Below are 24005 nucleotides of genomic sequence, written 5' to 3' on the forward strand. Positions count from 1 at the left end.
GAACCGGCTCCCAGCGCGGCCGCGAACCATCAACCGCACCACACCCGTGCGTTGCGGAACATGCGCATCCACGGCGAATCCTCGCCCCACTTCTCCGGATGCCAGCTCATCTGCACCGAGCGGTGCACGCGCTCGGGGTGCGGCATCAGGATTGTCACGCGCCCGTCCGCGGCGGTGAAGCCGGTGAGGCCGCCCGGCGAACCGTTCGGGTTCAGCGGATAGTCTTCGGTCGGCCGGCCACGGTTGTCGACAAAGCGCAGTGCGCCGCCCGCCTTGGACGGACTGCAGGCCTGCGGGAAGCTCACGCGTCCCTCGCCGTGCGCCACCGCCACCGGGATGCGCGAACCGGCCATGCCCTTGAAGAAGATGCTCGGCGAGTCGAGCACCTCGATCGTGGCCAGGCGCGCCTCGTACTGTTCCGAGGTGTTGCGCAGGAACTTCGGCCAATGCTGTGCGCCCGGAATGATGTCCTTGAGCTGGCTCATCATCTGGCAACCATTGCAGACGCCAAGCGCGAAGCGCGTGTTGTCGGCAAAGAATTCGCTGAACTCGGCGCGCAGGTAGTCGTTGTAGAGGATGGACGTGGCCCAGCCACGACCAGCGCCCAGCACGTCACCGTAGGAGAAACCGCCGCAGGCGGCGAAGCCGCGGAAGTCGGCCAGCTTGATGCGGCCGCTGGCGAGGTCGGACATATGCACGTCCACCGCCTCGAAGCCGGCGCGCGTGAACGCCGCGGCCATTTCCACCTGGCCGTTGACGCCCTGCTCGCGCACCACCGCCACGCGCGGTCGCGCACCCTTGGCGATATACGGCGCAGCGATGTCTTCCGCCGGATTGAAGCTGAGCTTGGGCGAGATGCCCGGGTCGGCATCGTCGAGGCGCCATTCGCGCTCGGCATCGGCCGTCATCGGGTTGTCGCGCAAGCGCTGCATGGCGTAGCTGGTCTCGTTCCACGCTTCGAACAAGGTGGTCCAGTTCCACTTGAACAGCGTGTCGCCGTTGTGGAACAGCTTGATGCCCAGCTTTTCCTTGGGACGGCCAATCCGATAAGCCATGCCGGTGAGGCCATGCTTCACCAGCAGCGCCTCGAACGCCTCGCGATTGGCGGATGCCACCTGCACCACCGCGCCAAGCTCTTCGTTGAACAAGGCACGCAGCGTCGCTTCGGCCCAGCCGTCCAGCTGGATCTCGAGGCCACAGTGACCAGCGAACGCCATTTCCAGCAGGGTCACGATGACGCCACCGTCGGAGCGGTCGTGATAGGCCAGCAGCAAGCCACTCGCATTCGCTTCCTGGACCAGCTCGAACAGCGCCTTGAGGCGCTTCGCGTCATCGAGATCCGGCGGCACGCCGCCGCCACGATTGAACACCTGGGTCAGCGCGGAGCCGCCCAGGCGGTCGCGGCAGGCACCGAGGTCAAGCAGCCACAATTCGGAATCGCCACGATCGAGGCGCAGTTGCGGGGTCAGCGTGCGGCGCACGTCGGTCACGCGCGCAAAACCGGTGATCACCAGCGATACCGGCGACACCGTGCGCTGCGGCTGGTCGCCGTCCTTCCACACGGTCTGCATGGACAACGAGTCCTTGCCGACCGGTATGGAAATGTCCAGCTCCGGGCACAATTCCATGCCCACGGCCTTCACCGCGTCGAACAGTGCCGCGTCTTCACCTGGATAGTTCACCGCCGCCATCCAGTTCGCCGACAGGCGCACTTCGCCGAGCGACGCAATCGGTGCCGCAGCCAGGTTGGTGATGGCTTCGCCAACCGCGAGGCGGGCGGCATCGGCACTGTTGAGCAGGGCCACCGGCGCGCGCTCGGCCATCGCCATGGCTTCGCCGGTATAGCCGTCGAAATCGGTGATGGTGACGGCGGCATCGGCGACCGGCACCTGCCACGGGCCCACCATCGGATCGCGGTGGTTGAGGCCACCCACGGTGCGGTCGCCGATGGTGATGAGGAAGCTCTTGCTGCCCACGGTGGGCAGGCGCAAGACGCGCAGCAGCGCCTCGTCCATGCCGATGCCGGTGAGATCCGGCACCAGGTCGACGCGTGGCTTCAGGCGCGTGGCATCGCGATGCATGCGCGGCGGCTTGCCGAACAGCACATCCATCGGCAAGTCGATCACCAGGGTGTCGGTGCGCGGATCGTGCAGCACCAGCTGACGCTCGGCCGTGGCGTCGCCCACGACGGCATACGGGCAGCGTTCGCGGGCACAGTAGGCTTCGAATTCGGCCAGGTCCTCGGCGCCGATCGCCAGTACATAGCGTTCCTGCGACTCGTTGCTCCAGACCTGCATCGGCGACAGCGACGGGTCATCGCACGGCAGGCGAGAAAGATCGATACGACCACCCACGCCGGCATCGTTCAGCAGCTCGGGGATCGCATTGGACAAGCCACCCGCGCCCACATCGTGGACGCTGACGATCGGGTTCTTGTCACCGCGGCGCCAGCAGGCGTCGATCACTTCCTGGCAGCGGCGTTCCATCTCGGCGTTGTCACGCTGCACCGAGGCGAAATCCAGTTCCTTGCTCGAGGTGCCTGAGGCCACCGACGAAGCAGCGCCACCACCGAGGCCGATCAGCATGGCCGGGCCGCCCAGCACGATCACCTTGTTGCCCGGCTGCACTTCGCGCTTCTGCACGTCGCTGCTGCGGATATTGGCCAGGCCACCGGCGATCATGATCGGCTTGTCGTAACCGCGACGAACACCGGCTTCGCCGGTTTCGTGCTCGTAGGTACGGAAATAGCCCCCCAGGCAGGGACGGCCAAATTCGTTGTTGAACGCGGCAGCACCCAGCGGACCATCGCGCATGATCTCGAACGCGGTGGCCATGTGCGGCGGCAGCGGGCGATCCACTTCCCACGGCCGCGGCGTGCCTGGGATGCGCAGGTCCGATACCGAGAAGCCGGTGAGGCCTGCCTTGGGCTTGGCACCACGACCGGTAGCGCCTTCGTCGCGAATCTCGCCACCCGCGCCGGTCGCCGCGCCGGGCCACGGCGCGATCGCGGTCGGATGGTTATGCGTCTCCACCTTGATCGCGTAATCGACACGCTCCCGATGGCCGCGCCACACGCCGTCCTTGTCGGCGAAGAAGCGCATGCCCTCGTAGCCTTCGATCACGGCCGCGTTGTCCTTGTAGGCAGACAACGTATGCGCCGGCGAATGCTGATGGGTGTTCTTGATCATGCCGAACAGGCTCTTTTCCTGTTCGTTGCCGTCCAACGTCCAACTCGCGTTGAACACCTTGTGGCGGCAATGCTCGGAATTGGCCTGGGCGAACATGAAGAGCTCGGCGTCGGTCGGATCGCGACCGAGTTCGGCATAGCGCTCGGCGAGGTAGTCGATCTCGTCGTCGGCCAGCGCCAGGCCCAGTTCGGCATTGGCCTTGGCAAGTGCGGCGCGGGCATCGCTGCCCAGGGCGACATGCACCAGCGGACCCGGCTGCCCCGCCAGGAACAAGCCCTGGGCGTCCTGCAGATGGGTCAGCACGGATTGCGTCATCGCATCGTGCAGCACTGTCATCACCGCTTCATGCTGCGGCGAATCCGCCTCCGGCAAACCGGCAACCTGCCAGGCCGTGCCACGCTCGACGCGGTGCACGTCAAAGCCGGCGCCGTGCAGGATGTCGGTAGCCTTGCTCGACCAGGGCGAGATGGTGCCCAGCCGCGGCACGACCCACAGCGAGGCCGCTTCCGGCGTCGCATCCTTGGCCTCGAGCACCTCGAGCAGTCGCCGGCGCTGTTCGCCCTCCGGCATCACCGCGGCATCGATGAAATAGACAAACCAGGAAGACTGGACGCGAGTGCCACGGCTAATGGCTTCCAGGCGTGCGTTCAGGCGTTCGAGGCGGAAAGGAGAGAGGGCGCTCTGCCCGTCGAGTGCGATCATTCGGGGAGGGGAGCTATGCGAAAACGCCTATTGTACCCCAAGGAAGGTCAAGGCTACCGCGCCGCAGCATCCGGGCGTGTGGATCGCCCTCGCGCCCTCGCCGTCATCCGCCGCGTAAGGGGAACAGCGCATCGCGCGGCAGCACGGCCGCAACTCCCCTCACCGTCATCCCCGCGAAGGCGGGGATCCAGTGCCTTTCGCTCTGTCTTGGCGTTACCGCAACCTGGCTCGCCTGCCGCGGGCTTCCGAGCCGCTGCCGCGGCCCGGGTTACTTCTCTTTGCGTGGCCAAAGAGAAGTAACCAAGAGAAAGGCCACCCCGATGGCGCGCCTTCCGGGCTGCGCCCTCCAGGTGCGCGGGTGGGTTACGGAGGTTTGTCGACAGGGCCTCCTGCCCTGACGACAAACTGGCCGGCATCCCTGCCGGCCACCCTGCGGGCTTTTCCTCCACCCACCCGCCGCGCCATAGGGGACCCGGAGAGCGGAAGAGCAACCCCCAAGGCCAAAGCCAAAAGCAAAGGCAAAAGCAAAGGCAAAGGCAAAGGCAAAGCGAAAGCCAAGTGCGATGAGCAGCGCAGCGCGCTGCTCGAGCCTTCGGCTCTGCTTTTGACTGTGGGGCCCCTGTGCGGCGGTGAGGGGCGGACGATCAGGCCCCGAAGGGGGCATCGGCACGGATGCCGATGCCTTTTCGTCAGGGCAGGAGCCCTGTCGAAAAGCCCGGCCGACCCTCACGGACTTGCCGAGCGTCAGCTCGGCAAGCGCCAAGCGGGGTGCCTTTTCTCTTGGTTACTTCTCTTTGGGCAAGCAAAGAGAAGTGACCCGGGCCGCGGCAGCGGCTCGGAAGCCCGCCGCAGGCGAGCCTGATTGCGGAAGCACAACCCAAAGAGCGAAAGGCACTGGATCCCCGCTTTCGCGGGGATGACGGTGAGGGGAGTTGCGGCCGTGCTGCCGCGCGATGCGCTGTTCCCCTTTCGCGCCGGATCACGGTGAAGGCATACGCGACGCCCCCGCCAAAAACCAGACCAGCGCCTCAGCCGCCCGCCTTGTTTTTGCTCAACAACTCCAGCATCTGCTCCGGCGTCACATAGCCACCCAGCATGGTGCCATCTTCCGCGATGATGGTTGGCGTGCCGGTGACGCCCAACTTCAGGCCCAGCTCGTACTGGTCCTTGACCGGGTTGGCGCAGGTGGCCGACTTGGGCGCCTTGCCTTCCTTGGCCGCGGTGAAGGCCGACTTGCGGTCGGTGGCGCACCAGACCGAGACCATTTCGTTATAGACCTGGGTGTTGCGGCCAGCCGGGTCGGTCACGCCATCGCGCGGCCACGCCACGTACTCCAGGGCGATGCCGGCCTTGGTGAACGCTGCCACGTGTTCGTGCAGGGCACGGCAGTAGCCACAATTCACATCAGTGAACACGGTGACCCGGTAGCGTGGATTGGCCGGACCAAAGACGATGCGCGCGGATTCCGGCACCTTGGCCAGCTCGGCCTTGCGAAACGCCGCCCAGCCGGCCTCGCTCAGATTCTTCTTGGCCGTCAGGTCGAGCAGATCGCCATTCATCACGTACTTGCCGTCCGCGCTGACGTAAAGCATCAGGCCGGAGGTAATCACCTGGTAGAACCCGGGCAGCTGCGCCGGCTTGATCGAATCGATCGTCGCCGTCGGCTCCACCGACAGGACCGCCTTGCGCACAACGTCCTCGGACCCCGGCGCGGCAGCTTCGCTGGCAGCACAGGCGTTAAGCGCCAACCCGCCGACGCACAGCGCCAGCAACCATTTCTTGAACATCTCGAACCTCACGAGCATGCGTTTCCGCAGGCGGAAACGCTGGGAAGCCATCATTCTGGCACAGGTGACTGAATCGTTCCGACAGGTGGTTGGCAGCCAAAAGGCCTCCCATGACGTCAGCCGCGCGGGTGGTGCTGGGCGTGCAGGCGCTTCAGGCCTTCCTTTGCCACCAGGGTATAGATCTGCGTGGTGCTCAGCGCGCTATGGCCCAGCAGCATCTGCAAGGCGCGCAGGTCGGCGCCGTGATTAAGCAGGTGGGTGGCGAACGAGTGGCGCAACACATGCGGCGAAATGCGCTTGGGCGTGATGCCGACCACCACGGCATAGCGTTTCACCAGGGTCCAGAACATCTGGCGCGTCATGCCTTCGCCGCGATTGCTGAGAAACAGCGCCAGCGGCTGGCGTCCCCGCGCCAGGGCCGGGCGGGCAGCATGGAGATAGGCCTCGATATGCTCGGCCGCGACCTCGCCGATCGGCACCAGGCGGTCCTTGCCGCCCTTGCCGGTCACCCGCACCACGCCCTGGCGCAGGTTGAGCGACGCCAGTGGCAGCTCGACCAGTTCCGACACGCGCAGGCCCGAGGCGTACATCAACTCCAACATGGCGCGATCGCGCAGGCCCAGCGTGCTGGCGAGGTCAGGCGCGTTGAGCAGGCCTTCGATCTCGCGCTCGGCCAGCGCCTTGGGCAGGCTGCGCGGGGTCTTGGGACGCTCGATCAGCAGGGTCGGATCGTCGAAGCCCGGCTCGGACCGCGCCAGGAAGGCGTAGTAGCGGCGGAACGCCGATTGCCGCCGCGCCAGCGAGCGCACGGCGACCGGCTGGCTGCCGTGATAGGCGGACAAGTGCTGGCGTTGCGCGCCGCGCAGCCCGAGTCCGTGCGTTGCCAGCCAGCGCGCCAGCGCTTCCAGGTCCTGCCGATAGGCATCGAGGGTGCGGTCCGCCAGGCCATCCTCGGACCAGACCCGCTCGATGAAGGCATCGATGCTGCGGCGGTCCGCATCGGTGATACTTGGTTTTTCTTCCTGCATGGACGCGATGCTCGCCGCCGGCCACGTCGTGTGCAAGCGCTCCCTACTACCGGCTGCACTCCTGATGACCTCCAGCACGCTTTCCGCCGCTATGCCCTGCCCGCTGTGGCGCCGCTTGCTTGCGCTGGTCTACGACCTGCTGGCCGTGGTCGCGATCGTCATGGTGGTGGGCTATGTCTGCCAGCGCGTCACCGGCGGCACCCTGATCCGCACCGACGGCCATGCCCGGATCGCCTGGTGGTACCAACCCCTGCAGGCCCTGGTGGTGTCGGCGTACTTCGTCGTGTCCTGGCTACGCGGTGGCCAGACCCTGGGCATGCGCCCCTGGCGCATCCGCCTCATCGCCAGCGGCGGTGGCCGCCCGACGCTGGTCCAGGCCTTGATCCGGCTGCTAGTCGCGGCCTCGCCCATGCTGCTGCTCGGGCTGACGCCCTGGGTGGGCACGCGCGGCGCCGTATGGGCCGTCGTCATCGGCTGGGCCGGCTGGTTCGCCGTGGCAGCTTTCGACCCCCGGCGACGCGCACTGCACGACCTGGTGGCGCGCACCGAGCTGCGTCGGATCGACTGAGCGCTGCGGTCCGCGTCAGGCTCCGGCTGACCTGGACCGCGCCCCAGCGCGACTTCGAGTGGCCGTCGGGCAGCTGACAGTGATCGCTGCGAACCCTTCTAAGCGACTGATTCATCAGGCCTGAGACGATGCGGCGGCGCAGCACAAGCACCCCAAACCGGGTAACATGCCAGCTTTCAGAAACCCTCGGTCTTGCCCCGATGCTTTACCAGATCCACGAGTGGCAGCGCGCCATCCTCGGCCCGCTGAGCCACTACGCTGACGCCAGCGCCAAGATGTTCAGCGACCTCACCAGTCCGCTGTCGCATGTCCCGGGGGCGCAGCGGCTCGCCGCCGGCTATGAACTGCTGCATCGGCTGGGCAAGGAATACGAGAAGCCTGCCTTCAACCTGCCGCAGGTCAATGCGCATGGCGAAGAGATCGCCGTGATCGAGCGCGTGGTGCTGGACAAGCCGTTCTGCCAGCTCAAGCGCTTCAAGCGCTTCAGCGACGATCCGGACACCATCGAGAAGCTGAAGAACGATCCCGTCGTGCTGGTGGTGGCGCCGCTGTCCGGCCATCACGCTACCTTGCTGCGCGACACCGTGCGCACGCTGCTGCACGACCACAAGGTGTTCATCACCGACTGGGTCGATGCGCGCATGGTGCCGACCAGCGAAGGCGCCTTCCATCTCGACGACTACGTCGCCTATATCCAGGAATTCATCCGCCATATCGGCGCGCACCGCCTGCATGTGATCTCGGTATGCCAGCCGACCGTGCCGGTGCTGGCCGCGGTGTCGCTGATGGCCGCTCGCGGTGAGCAGACCCCGCTGAGCATGACCATGATGGGCGGTCCGATCGAGCCGCGCAGCAATCCGACCGGCGTGAACAACCTTGCCACCACGCGGCCGTTGAGCTGGTTCAAGGGCAATGTCATCCACACCGTGCCGCCGAACTATCCGGGACGTGGCCGCGAGGTCTATCCGGGCTTCCTGCAGCATGCGGGCTTCATCGCCATGAACCCGGGCCGCCACGTCAACTCGCACTGGGACTTCTACGAGAACCTGCTGCGCGGCGACGAGGACGATGCCGAGTCGCATCGCAAGTTCTACGACGAATACAACGCCGTGCTCGACATGCCGGCCGAGTATTACCTCGACACCATCTCCACCGTGTTCCAGCAGTTCCTGCTGCCGCGTGGCCTGTGGGATGTGGCCGGCGAACGGGTGAAGCCCAGCAGCATCACCACCACCTCGCTGCTTACCATCGAAGGCGAGCTGGACGATATCGCCGGCATTGGCCAGACCGAGGCCGCGCACGACCTGTGCACCGGCATTCCGGTCGACCGCCGCCTGCACCGGGTGATCGAAGGTGCCGGCCACTACGGCATCTTCAGCGGCCGGCGCTGGCGCGAAGTGGTCTATCCGCAGGTGAAGGATTTCATCCGCAAGTTCGATCGCCCGCAGGGCTGATCGAACCTGCGCAAGACCAGCAGATTGGCCGACTGAATGTAGGAGCGCGCCCTGTGCGCGAAGAGCCTACGCAGCGGCAACGCCGTGATCGCGCACAGGGTGCGCGCCTACATGGCGAGCGCATGCACTGCGTACGAACAACGGCCTAGCTACGGACGAAGAATCGCCGGAACGCATCGACCGTTCGCGCGATGCCTTCATCGTCGATATCGAGATGGGTGACCAGCCGCAGCGTCGGCAGATAACCGACGCTGATGCGCACGCCGGCCTCGCGCAAATGGACGTCCAGTTCGCGCAGGCGATCCGCCGGCACATCGACAAAGACCATATTGGTGTAGTGACCCAGCAGCTTGACGCCGGGAATCTCGCCCAGCCCCGCCGCCAGGGTTGCCGCACGCGCATGATCGTCGGCCAGGCGCGCCACATGATGGTCCAGCGCATAATTCGCCGCTGCCGCCAGCAGGCCCGCCTGGCGCCAGCCGCCACCAGTGACCTTGCGCCAGCGGCGCGCCTTCTCGATCAGCGCCGCATTGCCCACCAGCACCGAACCCACCGGTGCGCCCAGACCCTTGGACAGGCATACCGACACGCTATCGAAGTGCTTGGCAATCTCGCGGGCGGCCACACCGCTGGCGATAGCGGCATTGTAGAGGCGCGCTCCGTCCAGGTGCAGGCCCAGTCCGCGCTCGCGTGTGAACGCATGCGCTGCCCGGATGTAGTCCAGCGACATCACGCGGCCATGCCAGGTGTTTTCCAGCGCCAGCACGCGCGTGCGGGCGAAATGCGGATCGATCGGCTTGATCGCTGCGGCGACCTTGTCCAGGGGCAGTGATCCATCGACGTCCTGGGGAATCGGCTGCGGCTGGATCGAGCCCAGCACCGCTGCGCCACCGCCCTCGAACTTGTAGGTATGCGCATCCGCGCCCACCACATACTCGTCGCCGCGCTCGCAGTGTGCCATCAGCGCCAGCAGGTTCGACTGCGTCCCGGTGGGTACGAACAGTGCCGCCTCGAAGCCCAGGTCGTCCGCCACGCGCCGCTGCAGCGCATTGACGGTCGGGTCTTCGCCATACACGTCGTCGCCCACGGCGGCATCCAGCATGGCCGAGCGCATGGCCGGAGTGGGACGGGTGACGGTATCGCTACGCAGGTCGATCGGTTCCACGGTGATTGCTCTTTCAGGGACAGACGAACAGCTTGCGCACTTGCCGGGCGCCAGGCAAGCGCTTCCAGATCAAGAAACGCATGACCGCAGGGATCTACGCTTGGCTCACCGAGACAAGAAGGAGCCACGACCATGAACAAAGGCGACGTGATCAAGGAAGTAGCCGCGAAGACGGGACTAGCGCCAGAGCAATGCGAGGCCGCCCTGAAGGCTTTCGAAGCCATTTGCGGCGATGCGCTGACGCACAAGTTCAAGGGTCTTAGGCACGATCACGCTCACGTCATCGACGAGATGGCCCGCAAGACCGGCCAGAGCGAGCAGGCATGCCAGCTCGTGATGAAGGCGTTCGAGGAGGTGTTCGACGAGGCCTTGAGCGCCAAGCTCGGCTTCCTCCGCAAGAGCGCCACCTAAGGCCACCATGGGACAGCGCGGAAGCGATTGGGCTAGCCTTCGGTCCGCGGGGATCCTGCGTCCCTGGCGAACCCACCCCGGAACGGAGCCGCGCCGATGTCGTTCCTGCGCCTCTACCTGCGTGTCATCGGGCTGCTGGCCCCCGAGCGAAGGCTGGCGATCACCCTGGCGCTGGCCAATCTCGCCCTTGCCGGCGTGTTCTTCCTGGAGCCCTTGCTGTTCGGCAAGGTGGTGGATGCGCTGGCCGCGCCGGGAGCCCATCAGGCGCCGCGGCTGATCGCCTTATGGGCAGCAGCCGGTCTGGCTGGCGTGCTGGCCAATGTGTGGGTCTCGCTGCATGCGGACCGCCTCGCCCACCGGCGCCGGCTGGCCGCGATCGCGCTGTTCTTCGAGCACGCCGCGTCGCTGCCGCTCGCGTTTCATGGCGAACACCATACGGGGCGGCTCGCCCGCATCATGAATACCGGCGTGAGCAACCTGTTCACGCTGTGGCTGAGTTTCTTCCGCGAGCATCTGGCGACCCTGCTGTCGATCATCGTGATGGTGCCGGTGGCGTTGTGGCTGAACTGGAAGCTGGCGCTGTTGATGATCGCCTTGCTGGTCTGCTTTGCCACCTTCAATGCGATTGCCGTGCAGCGCACGCACCAGGCGCAGGGCGAAGTGGAGGAGCTGCACAACGAAATCGCCACGCGCGCCGGTGATGTGTTCGGCAATGTCACGGTGGTGCAGAGCTTCACCCGGCTGGCGGCCGAATCGCGCGCGCTGCGCGAGATGATGTCGCGCGTGCTGGATGCGCAATACCCGGTGCTGAAGGGCTGGGCGATCCTCTCCGTGCTCAATCGCGCCGCCAGTACCCTGACCATCGTGGCGATCTTTGCGCTTGGCGCAGGCCTGCACGCTCGCGGCGAGATCAGCGTGGGCGGCATCGTCAGCTTCGTTGGTTTCTCGATGCTGTTGATCGGCCGGCTCGAACAGTTCGCCAGCTTTATCTCCGGGCTGTTTTTCCAGACCCAATCGCTGCGCGACTTCTTCAGCGTGCTCGACCATCGTCCCGGTATCGAGGATCGCCCGAACGCCACCGCCTTGCTGCGCGTACGCGGCGAGGTCGTGTTCGAACAGGTCAGCTTCGGCTACGACCCGGTGCAACCGGCGCTGCACGAGCTGAGTTTTCGCGCCGCGCCAGGCAGCACGATCGCCCTGGTCGGTCCGACGGGCGCGGGCAAGAGCACCGCGCTCAGCCTGCTTTATCGCGCCTATGACGCCAGCGCGGGCCGCGTCATGATTGACGGCCATGACGTGCGCGACGTCACCCTGGAATCCTTGCGCCAGAACATCGGCGTGGTGTTCCAGGACCCGGGCATGTTCTATCGCTCGATCCTCGACAACCTGCGTGTGGGCAAGCCCGATGCCGATCTCGCCGAGATCGAGGCCGCCGTGGCCGCGGCCGAGGCGGCCGCCTTCATTGCACGCAAGCCGGAGGGCCTGGAAACCCTGGTGGCGGAGCGCGGCCGCTCGCTCTCGGGCGGCGAGCGCCAGCGCCTGGCCATCGCGCGCGCCATGCTCAAGGATGCGCCGATCCTCATCCTCGACGAGGCCACCAGCGCGCTCGACAACGCCACCGAGGCACGCATCCAGCGCGCGCTGGACCGGCTGACCGAGGGGCGTACCACCTTCGTCATCGCGCACCGGCTGTCGACCGTGCGCCACGCCGACCTGATCCTGGTGCTCGATCAGGGCCGACTGGTGGAACAGGGACGCTTCGACGAGCTGATTCGCCAGGGCGGGCTGTTCACGCGGCTCGCCGAGCAGGGCAAGTTTGTGGCGGATGCGGAAGCTGGCCTGGCCTCATCTTCTTTAGAGGGCGCACTGGGAGGCGCCGGCTCTGGGGAGCTACCAGAGGATTCGTAGAACTCGGGATGCCGCGCCGACAGAGCCTGCCCTGAGCAGGACTTGTCGCAAGATTGGCCCCTCACCCTGCCCTCTCCCCAACGGGGAGAGGGAAAAGCCAGGGCTTAGCCGTGCTTGCGGAAGTACAGCCAGGCCACCAGGGCCAGCACCACCGCGGGCAGCAGGTTGGCGAGGAATGGCGGTACGCCGTAGACGGTGCCGAAGTTCACCATCGCCTTCTGCAGGAAGTACCAGCCAATCGCCAGCAGCATGCCGATGAACATGCGCTTGCCCAGGCCACCCGAACGCAGCGTGCCGAACGCGAACGGCATCGCGCACAAGACCAGCACCAGCACGTTGAGCGGATACAGCGCGCGCGTCCAGAACGCCGAGGCATACACGCCGGGGTTCTGATTGTTCGCTTCCAGATAGGAGATATTGCGCCGCAGATCGCGCATCGGCAGGTATTGCGGCTGGATCACCGATTGCTCCAGCACCTGCGGATTCAGGTGCGAATCCCAGCGCTGGCTGGGGATCGTGGTGCTGTGCACGCCCTGCTCGTCGAGCGTGGAGCTGCGTACCTGGCTCATCACCCACTGCCGCCCATCGTGCTCGGCCGTCTGCGCCCAGTCGAAGTGGGTCACCTGCCCATCGGGCGTCAGCGTGAACACGCGCACGTCGTGCAGCTGCACGGTGGCGTGCGCGCCATGGCGTTTGGCCGTCCAACCCTTGGCATTGATGATGCGGTCGCCGTCGCGCGCCCACAGGCCGGACGCGCCACCCAGGCCGACGTTGTTGGTCTTCAGGCGCAGCTGCATCGCCTGGGCCTGCTGGTCGCCCCAGGGCGCCGCGGTTTCACCCAGGATCACCACGCCCACGATCAGGATGGCCACCACGCCCACCGCGGCCACGGCGATGCGCAACTTGGACAGGCCACACGCGCGCAGCGCGGTGAGTTCGTTGCTGCTGGCCAGGCCGCCCAGGCCAAGCAGGCCACCGATCAGCGCGGCATTGCCGAACATTTCGTACAGGCGGCGCGGAAACGTCACCAGCACGTAGACGACGGCATTGGTCAGGGTGAAGCCGTTCTTGCCTACGTTGCCGAGCTGGCGCAGGAACTGGAACACGGCGTCGAGGCCGGTGATCACCAGCCATACCATCAACATGGCGCTGAGCACGGTGATGCCGACCAGCCAGTCGACCCGCTTGATGCGCAACGCGGCGATCACGCGGCCACCTTGCGCGGCTTGCGCTCGACGTATTGGCTACGGAACATCCACGCGGCAATGCCAAACACGATCAAACTCACCATCCACATCGGCCCCGCGTGATGCCAGTGGCCCTTGATGATCTGGCCACGGCACAGCGCCAGCAGCAGGTAATAGAAATAGAAGCTGAGCACGGCCAGCAGCAGGCGGCCAAAGCGCGGCTCGCGCGGCGTCTGCCGCGACAGCGGCATCGCCAGCATCAGCAGCACCAGGGTCATCGCCGGCGCGATGGTGCGCCAGGCGAACTCGGCGCGGGTATCGGGCGTGTTCGAGTTCAGCAGCGCCATCGTGGTCAACGATGCGGCGGGATCTTCGTCGCTGTTGTCTGCCTGGACGCTGGACAGCGAAGCGTCGTTGCGCTCGTACTTCATCTTGCGCCAGTTGTCCGCACCCAGCGGCAGGTCGTATTGCCAGCCATTCCAAAGCGCCAGGAAACGGTCGTTGCCGTCGCTTTCCTGGTACAGCTGGCCACGCTTGCCGGTAACCACCTTCACATGCGTCACCTTGTCGGAGCCGACTCGCTCGGTCGCAATGAAGGTATTGCCGAGCTGGCTGCCATCGCGGCTCAGCTCATCGACGAAGATGATGCCGCCCCGGCCTGGCAGCTCGGTGAAGCGTCCGGCATCGAGGCCGGCGGCGATCACCGAACGGTTGGCCGCGGCCACCAGGGCGTCCGACGTGCGCACGGCCCAGGGGCCCAGCCACAGCGACACCGCGCCCACCAGCACCGCCACGCTTAGCGCGAGGATCGACATCGGGCGCAATAAACCATCGGCACCCATGCCCGACGAGGCGAGCACATGCATTTCGCTCTCACGGTACATGCGACCCAGGCCCAGCAAGACGCCCAGGAAGGCCGACAGCGGCAGCAACGTGGTGAGGCCGGTAAGCATGTTCAGGCCCAGCACCTGGAACATCACGCTGGCCGGAAAACTGCCGTTCGCCACCTGCTGCAACACGTGCGCGAACTGCGTGCCGGACATGATGGCCAGCAGCACGATGGCGGTCGCGGCTACGTTCTGAGCCAGCTCACGCAGGAAATATCGATCGAGGATGCTCAGAAACGGTCCTCACGCACGTAGTAGCCCGCGGCGCGGGGGGCGCGCCTGAAGGACGGGAAACAACCGCTAAGTGTACGTGCTATCGCCCGGGTCATGGGGACAGGTTCTCGACATGCGATAAGATGAAGGGCTTGGCGCCGCGCCTTTCGAGGCCGGCAAACCCCAAGTCTAGCCTGTCCGAACCTTTCCGGACCTTTCTGCAGGACATCACATGACTCTCCAGTTCAGCCTTGGCTCCGCCGCTCCCGAAACCGTCGATACCCCTTGCGTGGTGGTCGGCGTCTATGAGAACGGTGTGCTCACCAGTGCCGCCGCCCGCGTCGACACCGCCGCCCATGGCGCCATCAAGCGCCAGGTGGAGAGCGGTGACATCAACGGCAAGGCCGGCACCACGACGCTGCTGTATGCGCCCGAGGGCGTCACGGCCAAGCGCGTGCTGGTGGTCGGACTGGGAACGCAGAAGACGCTGGATGGTGCACGCTACCAGCGCGTGAACGGCGAAGCCGTTCGTGCACTCGGCCGCCTGCCGATCGACAGCGCCGTGTCCTACCTCAGCGAAGTCGACGTGCCCGGCCACGATGCCACCTGGCGCGTGCGCACCGCCGCCCTGGCCGCCGACCACGCCGCCTATCGCTACACCGCCACCTTCAAGCCGCGCGACAAGAGCCCGCAGCCGGAACTGGGCGCCCTCACCCTCGCCGCTGGCCACGATGCGCAGGCTGGCCTCGACCAGGCCGAGGCGATCGCCGCCGGCGTGCGTTTTGCACGTGAGCTGGCGAACCTGCCGCCGAACATCTGCAACCCGGCTTACATCGCCAGCCAGGCCAGCCAGTTCGCCGAGCAGCACGACAAGGTCAGCTGCAAGGTGCTCGATCACGTGGCCATGGAAGAACTCGGCTTCGGCTCGCTGCTCGCGGTCGGTCGCGGCTCGGCCAACAAACCGAAGCTGGTGGTGCTCGAGTACAAGGGCGGCGCCGAGGGTGACAAGCCCTACGCGTTCGTCGGCAAGGGCATCACCTTCGACACCGGTGGCATCAGCCTCAAGCCGGGCCCCGGCATGGAAGAGATGAAGTTCGATATGGGCGGCGCCGCCGGCGTGCTCGGCAGCTTCGTCGCAACCGTGAAGCTGGGCCTGCCGGTCAATCTGGTGTGCGTGGTGCCGGCCGTGGAAAACATGCCCGATGGCGACGCCTACCGTCCCGGCGACGTGCTGACCAGCCTCTCAGGCCTGACCATCGAAGTGCTCAACACTGACGCCGAAGGTCGCCTGATCCTGTGCGACGCACTCACCTACACGACGCAGACGTTCCAGCCGAAGGTGCTGATCGATGCCGCCACGCTGACCGGCGCCTGCGTCATCGCCCTGGGCAAGCACGCCAGCGGCGTGATGAGCAAGCACGACGACCTCGCCGCCGAACTCATCGCCGCCGGTGAACAGGCACTCGATCGCGCCTGGCGCCTGCCGCTGTGGGACGACTACCAGGTGCAGCTGGAATCGGGCTTTGCCGACGTCGCCAATATCGGCGGCAAGAACGCCGGTGCGATCACCGCCGGCTGCTTCCTGGCGCGCTTCACCGAAGGCCAGCGCTGGGCCCATCTGGACATTGCGGGCACCGCCTGGGACGAAGGCCGCAAGGGCCTGGCCACCGGTCGGCCGGTGTCGTTGCTGGTGCAGTGGCTGATCGACCGCAGCGTCTAAGCGGCCGCCATCGTCATTCCGGCCAAGGCCGGAATGACGATCCCCCTTTCTTCGCCCTGGCTTCCAGCCCATGCCTCGTGCCGATTTCTATCTGATCGACAAGCCGCGCTTTCGCGAGCAACCGCTGTTGCTGGTGTGCGAGTTGGCCAAACGCGCCTATGCCTCGCAACGGCCCACCCTGATCCTCGCCCGCGACTTCGCCCAGGCGGAGGCAATCGATGAGCTGCTGTGGGCGTTCGAGGAAGATGGCTATATCCCGCACCAGCTGGCCGGTGACGACGACGATGCGAACACGGCCGTGCTGATCGTGCCACCTGGCATCGATACCGCCGATCGGCCGTTGCAGATCAATCTGCGCGAGGCCTGCCCGGCCGGCCACTACGATCGCGTGCTGGAAGTGGTGGCCGCGGATCCGGCCGAACGCGAGGGCTCGCGCACACGCTGGGGCGAGTACAAGCGGCGCGGCTTTGAGGTGAACAAGTTCGATATGTAGCTGGCCTTGCTCGCTCGCGTGCGCTGCAGGAGCGCACCCAGTGCGCGATTACGGCATCACCGCTCCGTTAGTTTTTCACTCGGGCCATCCTTGGCCCTCGCCCTTCGGGCAGCTGGCGCTGTGCCATCCGGCAGTCCTGCCGGATGATCGCGCACAGGGTGCGCTCCTACAAAAAAAACAGATCTGGCGCCCGTGGATTTATTGGCGGCGACGTTCAGGCAAACCGTAGCGTCACCAGGTCACGCCACATTGGCCTGGGCCGGCAACGGCTCCAGATGCGCCATGATGGCGTCGACCAGTTGCTCGCCGGTGAGCGGCTTGCGCAGGAACCCATCCATGCCCGCCGCGCGCGCCAGCGCTTCCTCGTCACCGCCCGTGCGGGCGGTGATCGCCACGATGGGCATGCGCTGGCCGGGTTCCTCGCGCTGGCGGATCAGTCGCGCGATCTGGAAACCGTCGATACCCGGCAAGTCGAGATCCAACAGGATCACATCGCACGGCGCCTGGGCGAGTTCGGCCAGGGCAGCCAGTCCATTGACCACATAGCGCACCTCATGACCTGCTCGCTCCAGCAGGCCACGGATCACCGCGGCGACGATGGCGTCGTCTTCGACCAACAGCACGTTGAGCAAGGGTATCGGCGCACGTTCGCCGCGCACGCTGGCTGCGTCATGCCATTCCGGGGCAAGCGGCAGTGGCAGGCGCACATGGAAGGTGCTGCCGTAGGCCAGCTTCGACTCCAGCTCGATACTGCCGCCCATCATCGCCACCAGCTCGCGGCAGATGGCCAGGCCCAGCCCGCTGCCCGCCCGCCGCCTTGGACCGGTGGCCTGTTCGAAACGCTCGAACAGGCGCGCCCGGCTGGCTTCGGGTATGCCAGGGCCGGTATCGATGATGCTGAAACACAGGCCGTGCTGGGTGCGCCGCGCACGCAACGTGACACTGCCGCGCTCGGTGAACTTCATGGCGTTGTTGGCCATGTTGAGCAAGACCTGCTTGATACGCACGGCATCGCCAATCATGCGGTGCGGCAGGTCATCGGCGATGTCCACGTCGAAACGCAGGCCCTTGGCCTGCGCCTGACTCTGTTCGAGGTGGGCCACGTCGTTGACCAGCGAACGCGGATCGAACGGTGCGAGCTCCAGATCCAGCTTGCCCGCCTCGATGCGCGCCAGGTCGAGGGCGTCGTTGAGCAATTTGAGCAACATGCCGCCCGAACGTTGCATGGCCTCCGCGTAATGACGCTGAATCTGACTGAGCGGCGTGCTCAACAGCAATTCCGCCATGCCGATGACACCGGTCATAGGCGTGCGTATCTCATGGCTGAGCGTGGCGAGGAACTGGGTTTTTGCCGCACTCGCCTGTTCAGCCAGTCGGCTGCGCTGCTCGGCCAGCTGGATCTGATGGCGTTGTGCCAGGCGACGGCGCCATGCCTGCAAGGCCAGCCAGAGCGCCAGCACGGCCAGCAGCACATAGCCGCCCCACGCCCACCAGCGCGCCCATGGCGGCGCCTGCACGTGGATCTGCACGGGTGCCGGCAGACTTACCCATTCGCCATCCGCGCCTGCCGCCATGACGTCCAGCGTGTAGTCGCCCGTGCCCAGCCCGGCAAAATCGCGCTCACCGCGGCTGCCAGTGTCCACCCACGCGGTATCCACGCCATGCAGATAAAAACGGTAACGGTTGGCGGCCGGGTCGATATACGAGAACACGCGCGACTCAACATTGAGTCCACGATCCTTCCAGCCGATGAACAGTTCGCCGGATGAAGAGAGCGGCAGATCCTGCTGCACGCCATCGCGAAGCACGCTGACGCGCGTGATCTCGACCTGCGGTGGCGTGACGTGCTCGTCGATGCGATTGGGATTGAAGCCCATCACGCCGCCGAGCGTAGGCGCGTAGATGGTGCCATCCGCAGAGCGTCCGAAGCCGCGCAGAAATTCGCCGTTGCTCAGGCCGTCCTGCAAGCCGAGCTGACGGAAACGGCCACTGGCCGGATCGAAGCGCCAGAGCCCATCGCGGCCGAAAATCCACACGCGCCGATGCCGGTCCACCGCCAGGTCAACGACGTTGATCGACGGCCAGCCATGCGCGCCATCGACCTTGTGGTCCAGCGCCAGGCCATCGCCTTCGTAGTGATAATGTTCGAGCCCGTCGGGTCGGGCCATCCACAGCCCATCCTCGGTAAAGTCGAAGGCATCCACGGCCTGGTCGTTGTTGACGCCCGGCACCGGTTCGAAATGATCGCGCGTGCGGTCCAGGCGCAACATGCCGCCATCGCTGGCATACCAGAAGGTGCCGCGGTTGAGGGTAATCTGGCTGCCCCAGCGGGATTTTTCGTCCGCCGGCAAGAACGGCACCGGCGAAACCTCCAGGGTCTCCTGGTCGACACGGAACAAACCCTCGCCAAACGTACGCGCATAAAGCTTGTCATCCGGTCCGACCTCCACCTCAAGCGGATGCCGCATGCCCTTGCTGCTCGAAGGCACCATGTCGAGCTTGCCGTTGCTATAGCGAAACAGCGCGCCCTGCACGGTGATCCACAAACGTGATTGCGCATCCTGGGTCATGCCCAACACATCGCCGCGCAAGCCGGACAGCACATGCTCGACTGCGCCGGTGGCCGGCCACAGCCTGTCCACGCGCCCATTGCGTTCGCCTACCCAGATCGAGCTGTCCCAGCCGCGGGCAATCGCGTGGGCCACGGAGTCGCGCAGGCTCAACTCATCGTCAGGGATATGCGTGAAGCGGCTGACGCTGTTCCAACCGGGCGCGAGATAGGCCACGCCGCCATCGAACAACGCAATCCACAGACCACCCTCGTTGTCGGTATGGATTTGCCACACCCAGGTGCCCGGCAGGTTTCCGTACAGCACGGGTTGGTTGATGACACCTTGCAACGGCGCGCCCTTGCCGTTTTGCAAGAACAGTCCGCGCTGGGTACCCACCCATAACCGCCCGGCACCGTCACGGGCGCTGCCCAGCACATTGGTTTCAGGCAGCTCGCCACGCCCGACCTGGCGAGCAAGGTCATCGCTGCCCACCACGAACAGGCCGTGCGACGACGCGATACGTATCTCGTCGCCGTCCCCGTCAATGCGCCAGGCGTCCAGCGCCTGCCCGGCCCGGTCCGTGGCGATCGCATGAAATACGCCGGCCGCATCGCGACGAAAGACGCCGTTGTCGCTACCGACCCACAACTGCCCGCGCGCGTCCACGAACAGGGCGCCGACGGTGCCCAGCGCGGCCGGCTGATCGCCAGCCGGCGGCACCACCACGTGATCGAAGCCACGACCATCGACACGCATGCGATCGAGGCCCGCGGCCGTGCCAACCCAGAGGGTGCCATCGCCGGTCTGCGCAATCGACCAGGCCTTGTCACTGCTCAGGCTCGACGGGTCCTTCGGCTCGTGCCCCCAATGCTGGAATGCATCGGAGCGCTGGTCGTAGCGATTGAGGCCTGCTTCCAGCCCGGCCGCCCACAAATGCCCGCTCCGGTCGAAGACCAGGGCGGAGATGCCATTGTTGAACAGCGATTGCGGCTCGCCTGCGACGTGGCGAAACACCTTGAAGCGGACCCCGTCATAGCGGGCGATACCGCTCTTGGTGCCGAACCACATCGCCCCATCCGGCGCCTGCGCGATGGTGTACACACTGCTGCTGGGAAGCCCCTCGGCGGTGCCGTAGCGACGGAACTGCGGCGTTGGCAAGGTCGCGGCGGCCGAAGGCGCGACTGCCGTGGTAGCCACTGCAGCCGTGGGTGTGGTGCCGAACAGGAAGACGCTGAGCAGCAAAGACGGCAGCATGGACTCCCCCCAAGTCGTTCGATGATGCCAGACCCGTGGTGTCAGAACGAGCCGCTCCCCCGTGAGGGCCGCCAACCCGGCCACGGCTAGGCCTAGCCCCGGGCCGGGGCAGACGGCGACAGCCGCGCCCCGACGCCTCCCAGGCTCTACCATGCAGCGATGTCCCGACGACTACGCTGGCTGCTCGCTGCTATCGCCCTCGCCGCCCTGCTATGGCTGCTGCTGGCCATTGCCGAACGGGCGCTGGCGCTGGCGCAGCGCTTTCTTGGGCTGCCGACCTGGCTGCAATGGACCCTGGGCAGCACACTGGCCTTGTTCGCCCTCGCCGGACTCGCCGTGCTCTGGTGGCTGGTAAGGCCCCGCCGCAAACGAAAGGCCGTGCCGGCGCCCGATCGCGGCGCGCTGGAACGGCGCGTCGAACGCCTGCGCGAACAGGGAGCGGATACCCAGGCACTCGGCGCGGAACTGCTCGAACTGGACCGGCGCCGCACCACGGCCCGCGTGTACGTCGCCCTGTTCGGCGAAATCTCCACCGGCAAATCCACCTTGATCCGGGCGCTGTCACGGTCATCCGCTGCGCGCAGCGATGTCCGCGGCGGCACCACGCGTCAGGTGGCGCACTACGACAGCGCGCTGCCGGATGGCCGCACCCTGGTCATCGCCGATGTGCCCGGCAGCCGCGAGACCGATGGCGCCGCTCACGAAGCCCTGGCCCGCGACGAGGCCTTGCGCGCGCATGCCGTGATCTATCTGTGCGCGGGCGATCTCACCCGCACGCAGATGGAGGAAGTGCGTTGGCTCGCCGATTTCGGCAAACCCTTGCTGCTGGTGCTGAACAAGGCCGATCAGTGGAGCGCGCACGAACTGGATCAACTTCGCCAGCGCTTGCGCGAGCAGACCAGGGGGTTGGCGAATGCCGTCGTCGCGATCAGCGCCGGTGGCTCCGAGTACTTCCAGCGCCAGCTGGCCGACGGCGCCATCGAACAGGTGGAGCGCCAGCGCAAACCTGCGATCCAGCCGCTGCTCGAGGCCTTGTCGCGGCTGACCGCCGCGGGCGCCGAAAGCCTTGAACCGCAACGCGAGCACGCGGTACTGGCCGGCCTGCACCAGCGCACCGGTGCCCTGGAGGCCCAGACGCGTGCTGCGGAAAGCGAACGCATCGTGCGCAAATACGCGCGCCGCGCCATCGTCGGTGCGATGGCGGCGGTGGCGCCCGGTAGTGACCTGATCATCCAGGGCGCACTCGCGGCCGCGCTGACGCGCGAACTGGCAGCCCTGTACGAGGTCCGCGTCAGCGACGTGCAGATCGAGGACTTCGTGCACCAGGCCAAGCTCACCCTGCGCACCGGCAGCTCCATCGTGCTGGCGATCGCGGGCAATGCGCTGAAGGCGTTCCCGGGCCTTGGCACCCTCGGTGGCGGCGTCCTGCATGCGTTTGCCTATGCACTGATCTTCGACAGCATGGGGCGCGCCCTGGCCGCTTCGCTGGCCGAGCGCAAGGCGTTGGACCAGGACGATGCCAGCGCGCGGCTCAAGACCCTGCTCACCGAGGCCGGCGGCGCGCGCCTGCGCCAGTTGGCCACGCTTACCATGGATACACTACGTGAGCGTGACGAGGATCATCCTCCGCCATCCGACTGATCGCCGCCGATGTGGCTCCGTTCGGGAAACAATATGTTCCGGCAAGGCTGCTGGCATCGCCGCCGCGGTTCGGCCAGACTTCCGCCCATGATCAGGTCGCGCCTTCCACGCTGGGCCCTGCCCCTGTTTGCCGGCTTGCTGCTAAGCGCTGGCGTGCAGGCGGCGCCCGTCGCTTATCGCTACGACACCACGCACAGCCAGATCGTTTTCAGCATCGACCACAATGGTTTCTCGCGTCCGTTCGGACGCCTGCATATCGCCCAGGGCTGGCTGCGCTTTGATGCGGCGGACTGGAGCCAGTCGGCGACCGAGCTGGACATCGACCTGGCCAGCGTCGACATGGGTGACGAGGCGTGGAACGCCGCCGTGCGCAAGCCTGCCTACCTGGATGCGGAGCGCATGCGCTACGCGCATTTCGCCAGCACCTCGGTGGAGCGCAAGGACGATCAACACGGCGTGTTGCACGGCAACCTCACGCTGCGCGGGGTGACGCGCCCCGTCGATCTTGCGTTCACCGTCAACCGCATCGGCACCACCATCTACGGCCTGCATACCACCGCGGGCTTCTCCGCCAACACCACGCTCAATCGCGATGACTTCGGCATCACCGCCACGCCGAATTCGATCGGCCACGGCGTCAGCGTGTGGCTGGAACTGGAAGCGATCCAGGACGATCAACATCAAACCACCAAGGAATCACCATGAGTCTGCGCAGCACCCGTCGCCAGTGGGGCTCGGTCGCCAAGTTCTTCCATTGGACCACCGCGCTGTTGATCATCGGCAACGGCATCTTCGGCCTGGCCATGGACCTCGCCAGCTCGCCGATGCAGAAGATCAACTGGCTGGCCCTGCACAAGTCGATCGGCCTCACCGTGCTGGCCTTGCTGCTGTTGCGCCTGCTCTGGCGCTGGCGCGACCAGCGCCCGCTGGAGGAGCCGGCACCGCGCTGGCAGAAGAGGGCCGCGCATGCCGTGCATGGCGCCCTCTACCTGCTGATCGCTGCCTTGCCACTCAGCGGCTGGTGGTTCAACTCGATCGCGGGCAAGCCACTGCAGTTCTTCAAGCTGTTCAATCTGCCCGCGCTGACGGCAGCCAACCACGCCATGCAGCGCACCGCGCACGAACTGCATGAAGACCTGTTCTGGATCCTGGTGGCCGTACTGGTGCCCCACATCGCCGGCGCGCTGAAGCATCACCTGTTCGATCGCGACAACGTCCTGCTGCGCATGCTCCCCTTCCGTCGCCTGCGCGAGAGCACCCCCTCCCAAGGAGAATCCTGATGAAACAGCTTGCCCTCCAGCACCTCGCCCCGTTGCTGCTCGCCCTGGCCTTGCCCGGCCTGGCCAGCGCCGCCGACTACACCGTGCAGCCGGCCGCCAGCAAGCTCGGTTTCACCAGCAGCTTCCAGGGCCAGTCGTTCGATGGCACGTTCGGCAAGTGGACGGCGGCGATCAGCTACGACGCGACGAAGCTCGCCACCTCCAAGTTCGACGTCCAGGTCGACGTGAGCAGCGCCAAGACGGGCGACAACGACCGCGACGGCGCCCTGCCGGGGTCGGACTTCTTCAATGCGGCGAAGTTTCCGCAGGCGCATTTCGTCACCACGGGCTTTCGCCAGAGCGGCGCTCAGGTGATTGCGGACGGTAACCTCACCCTGCGTGGCGTCACCAAGCCGGTCAGCCTCAACGTCACGTTCAAGCCGCAAGGCAGCGGCGCCACGCTGGATGTAAGCGGCTCGGTGAAGCGCCTCGATTTCGGCGTGGGCGGCGGCGACTATGCCGACACGTCGGTCATTGGCGCCGACGTGAAGATCAACGCACACCTCGTGCTCGCCGCAAAGTAAGTCG

General features: G+C 66.2%; 17 protein-coding genes. 10 read left to right on the forward strand and 7 right to left on the reverse strand.

Features of this window, described 5'->3' with window-relative positions; genetic code table 11:
* Positions 1-29: 29 nt before the first annotated feature.
* The 3 genes from purL to xerD form a co-directional block, all read right to left on the reverse strand.
* Positions 30-3890, reverse strand: a complete 3861-nt coding sequence (purL, locus tag OUZ49_RS07525) for a phosphoribosylformylglycinamidine synthase (protein ID WP_266149712.1) — start codon at positions 3888-3890, stop codon at positions 30-32.
* Positions 3891-4918: 1028 nt separating this feature from the next.
* Entirely contained in the window at positions 4919-5695 is a 777-nt protein-coding gene (locus tag OUZ49_RS07530) for a DsbC family protein (RefSeq protein WP_323134917.1), read from the reverse strand.
* A gap of 98 nt (positions 5696-5793) precedes the next feature.
* The gene (gene xerD, locus OUZ49_RS07535) at positions 5794-6705 is read right to left on the reverse strand and encodes a site-specific tyrosine recombinase XerD (protein ID WP_266149713.1); all 912 of its coding nucleotides are present in this window, start codon (positions 6703-6705) and stop codon (positions 5794-5796) included.
* Between xerD and OUZ49_RS07540 the strand changes: the two genes are divergently transcribed.
* Positions 6704-7273: an RDD family protein gene (locus tag OUZ49_RS07540; protein WP_266149714.1), complete on the forward strand. Its 570-nt coding sequence runs from the start codon at positions 6704-6706 to the stop codon at positions 7271-7273. The two genes, xerD and OUZ49_RS07540, sit on opposite strands and share 2 nt — an antisense overlap.
* Positions 7274-7473: 200 nt before the next feature.
* A complete protein-coding gene (locus OUZ49_RS07545; protein WP_266149715.1) occupies positions 7474-8727 on the forward strand; it encodes a polyhydroxyalkanoate depolymerase in 1254 nt (417 codons plus the stop codon).
* Positions 8728-8872: 145 nt separating this feature from the next.
* On the opposite strand, the gene ltaE is transcribed toward OUZ49_RS07545, so the two are convergent.
* Entirely contained in the window at positions 8873-9892 is a 1020-nt protein-coding gene (gene ltaE / locus OUZ49_RS07550; protein ID WP_266149716.1) for a low-specificity L-threonine aldolase, read from the reverse strand.
* 132 nt (positions 9893-10024) lie between these two features.
* On the opposite strand from ltaE, the gene OUZ49_RS07555 reads away from it, so the two are divergent.
* Positions 10025-10303 (forward strand): HU family DNA-binding protein, encoded by a 279-nt coding sequence (locus OUZ49_RS07555; RefSeq protein ID WP_266149717.1) that lies wholly within the window; start codon positions 10025-10027, stop codon positions 10301-10303.
* A 96-nt stretch (positions 10304-10399) separates the two neighbouring features.
* Positions 10400-12211 carry a glucan ABC transporter ATP-binding protein/ permease gene (locus OUZ49_RS07560; protein WP_266149718.1) on the forward strand — a complete coding sequence of 604 codons (1812 nt, stop codon included), beginning with the start codon at positions 10400-10402 and terminating at the stop codon, positions 12209-12211.
* Between the two features lie 104 nt (positions 12212-12315).
* Here OUZ49_RS07560 and lptG read toward each other — a convergent pair whose 3' ends face one another.
* Both lptG and lptF read right to left on the reverse strand, forming a co-directional pair.
* Complete coding sequence (lptG, locus tag OUZ49_RS07565) at positions 12316-13416, reverse strand: LPS export ABC transporter permease LptG (protein WP_266150038.1); 1101 nt, start codon at positions 13414-13416, stop codon at positions 12316-12318.
* Complete coding sequence (lptF, locus tag OUZ49_RS07570; RefSeq protein ID WP_266150039.1) at positions 13416-14513, reverse strand: LPS export ABC transporter permease LptF; 1098 nt, start codon at positions 14511-14513, stop codon at positions 13416-13418. The genes lptG and lptF overlap by 1 nt, the downstream gene beginning before the upstream one ends.
* 217 nt (positions 14514-14730) lie before the next feature.
* Here lptF and OUZ49_RS07575 point away from each other — a divergent pair, with 217 nt between their 5' ends.
* Both OUZ49_RS07575 and OUZ49_RS07580 read left to right on the forward strand, forming a co-directional pair.
* Entirely contained in the window at positions 14731-16218 is a 1488-nt protein-coding gene (locus tag OUZ49_RS07575) for a leucyl aminopeptidase (RefSeq protein ID WP_266149719.1), read from the forward strand.
* Between the two features lie 70 nt (positions 16219-16288).
* Positions 16289-16711, forward strand: a complete 423-nt coding sequence (locus OUZ49_RS07580; RefSeq protein ID WP_266149721.1) for a DNA polymerase III subunit chi — start codon at positions 16289-16291, stop codon at positions 16709-16711.
* A 239-nt stretch (positions 16712-16950) separates the two neighbouring features.
* Here the strand turns inward: OUZ49_RS07580 and OUZ49_RS07585 are convergent, their stop codons facing one another.
* Positions 16951-20517, reverse strand: coding sequence for a hybrid sensor histidine kinase/response regulator (locus OUZ49_RS07585; RefSeq protein ID WP_266149722.1), 3567 nt, complete (start codon positions 20515-20517; stop codon positions 16951-16953).
* Between the two features lie 159 nt (positions 20518-20676).
* Between OUZ49_RS07585 and OUZ49_RS07590 the strand changes: the two genes are divergently transcribed.
* From OUZ49_RS07590 to OUZ49_RS07605, 4 genes are all read left to right on the forward strand, one after another.
* Positions 20677-22158, forward strand: a complete 1482-nt coding sequence (locus tag OUZ49_RS07590) for a GTPase (RefSeq protein ID WP_266149724.1) — start codon at positions 20677-20679, stop codon at positions 22156-22158.
* An 87-nt stretch (positions 22159-22245) separates the two neighbouring features.
* Positions 22246-22863 carry a YceI family protein gene (locus tag OUZ49_RS07595; protein WP_266149725.1) on the forward strand — a complete coding sequence of 206 codons (618 nt, stop codon included), beginning with the start codon at positions 22246-22248 and terminating at the stop codon, positions 22861-22863.
* Entirely contained in the window at positions 22860-23438 is a 579-nt protein-coding gene (locus OUZ49_RS07600) for a cytochrome b (protein WP_266149726.1), read from the forward strand. Before OUZ49_RS07595 ends, OUZ49_RS07600 begins: the two co-directional genes overlap by 4 nt.
* Positions 23438-24001 carry a YceI family protein gene (locus OUZ49_RS07605; protein WP_266149727.1) on the forward strand — a complete coding sequence of 188 codons (564 nt, stop codon included), beginning with the start codon at positions 23438-23440 and terminating at the stop codon, positions 23999-24001. Before OUZ49_RS07600 ends, OUZ49_RS07605 begins: the two co-directional genes overlap by 1 nt.
* The last annotated feature ends 4 nt before the right edge of the window (positions 24002-24005 follow it).

It is taken from the genome of Dyella halodurans, from assembly GCF_026283925.1.
Lineage (GTDB): Bacteria > Pseudomonadota > Gammaproteobacteria > Xanthomonadales > Rhodanobacteraceae > Dyella > Dyella halodurans.

Coding starts and splice junctions, on each gene's coding strand:
- purL (WP_266149712.1), bottom strand. CDS start 3,890: ATGATCGCACTCGACGGGCAGAGCGCCCTCTCTCCTTTCCGCCTCGAA.
- OUZ49_RS07530 (WP_323134917.1), bottom strand. CDS start 5,695: ATGCTCGTGAGGTTCGAGATGTTCAAGAAATGGTTGCTGGCGCTGTGC.
- OUZ49_RS07540 (WP_266149714.1), top strand. CDS start 6,704: ATGGACGCGATGCTCGCCGCCGGCCACGTCGTGTGCAAGCGCTCCCTA.
- xerD (WP_266149713.1), bottom strand. CDS start 6,705: ATGCAGGAAGAAAAACCAAGTATCACCGATGCGGACCGCCGCAGCATC.
- OUZ49_RS07545 (WP_266149715.1), top strand. CDS start 7,474: ATGCTTTACCAGATCCACGAGTGGCAGCGCGCCATCCTCGGCCCGCTG.
- OUZ49_RS07555 (WP_266149717.1), top strand. CDS start 10,025: ATGAACAAAGGCGACGTGATCAAGGAAGTAGCCGCGAAGACGGGACTA.
- OUZ49_RS07560 (WP_266149718.1), top strand. CDS start 10,400: ATGTCGTTCCTGCGCCTCTACCTGCGTGTCATCGGGCTGCTGGCCCCC.
- OUZ49_RS07575 (WP_266149719.1), top strand. CDS start 14,731: ATGACTCTCCAGTTCAGCCTTGGCTCCGCCGCTCCCGAAACCGTCGAT.
- OUZ49_RS07580 (WP_266149721.1), top strand. CDS start 16,289: ATGCCTCGTGCCGATTTCTATCTGATCGACAAGCCGCGCTTTCGCGAG.
- OUZ49_RS07585 (WP_266149722.1), bottom strand. CDS start 20,517: ATGCTGCCGTCTTTGCTGCTCAGCGTCTTCCTGTTCGGCACCACACCC.
- OUZ49_RS07590 (WP_266149724.1), top strand. CDS start 20,677: ATGTCCCGACGACTACGCTGGCTGCTCGCTGCTATCGCCCTCGCCGCC.
- OUZ49_RS07595 (WP_266149725.1), top strand. CDS start 22,246: ATGATCAGGTCGCGCCTTCCACGCTGGGCCCTGCCCCTGTTTGCCGGC.
- OUZ49_RS07600 (WP_266149726.1), top strand. CDS start 22,860: ATGAGTCTGCGCAGCACCCGTCGCCAGTGGGGCTCGGTCGCCAAGTTC.
- OUZ49_RS07605 (WP_266149727.1), top strand. CDS start 23,438: ATGAAACAGCTTGCCCTCCAGCACCTCGCCCCGTTGCTGCTCGCCCTG.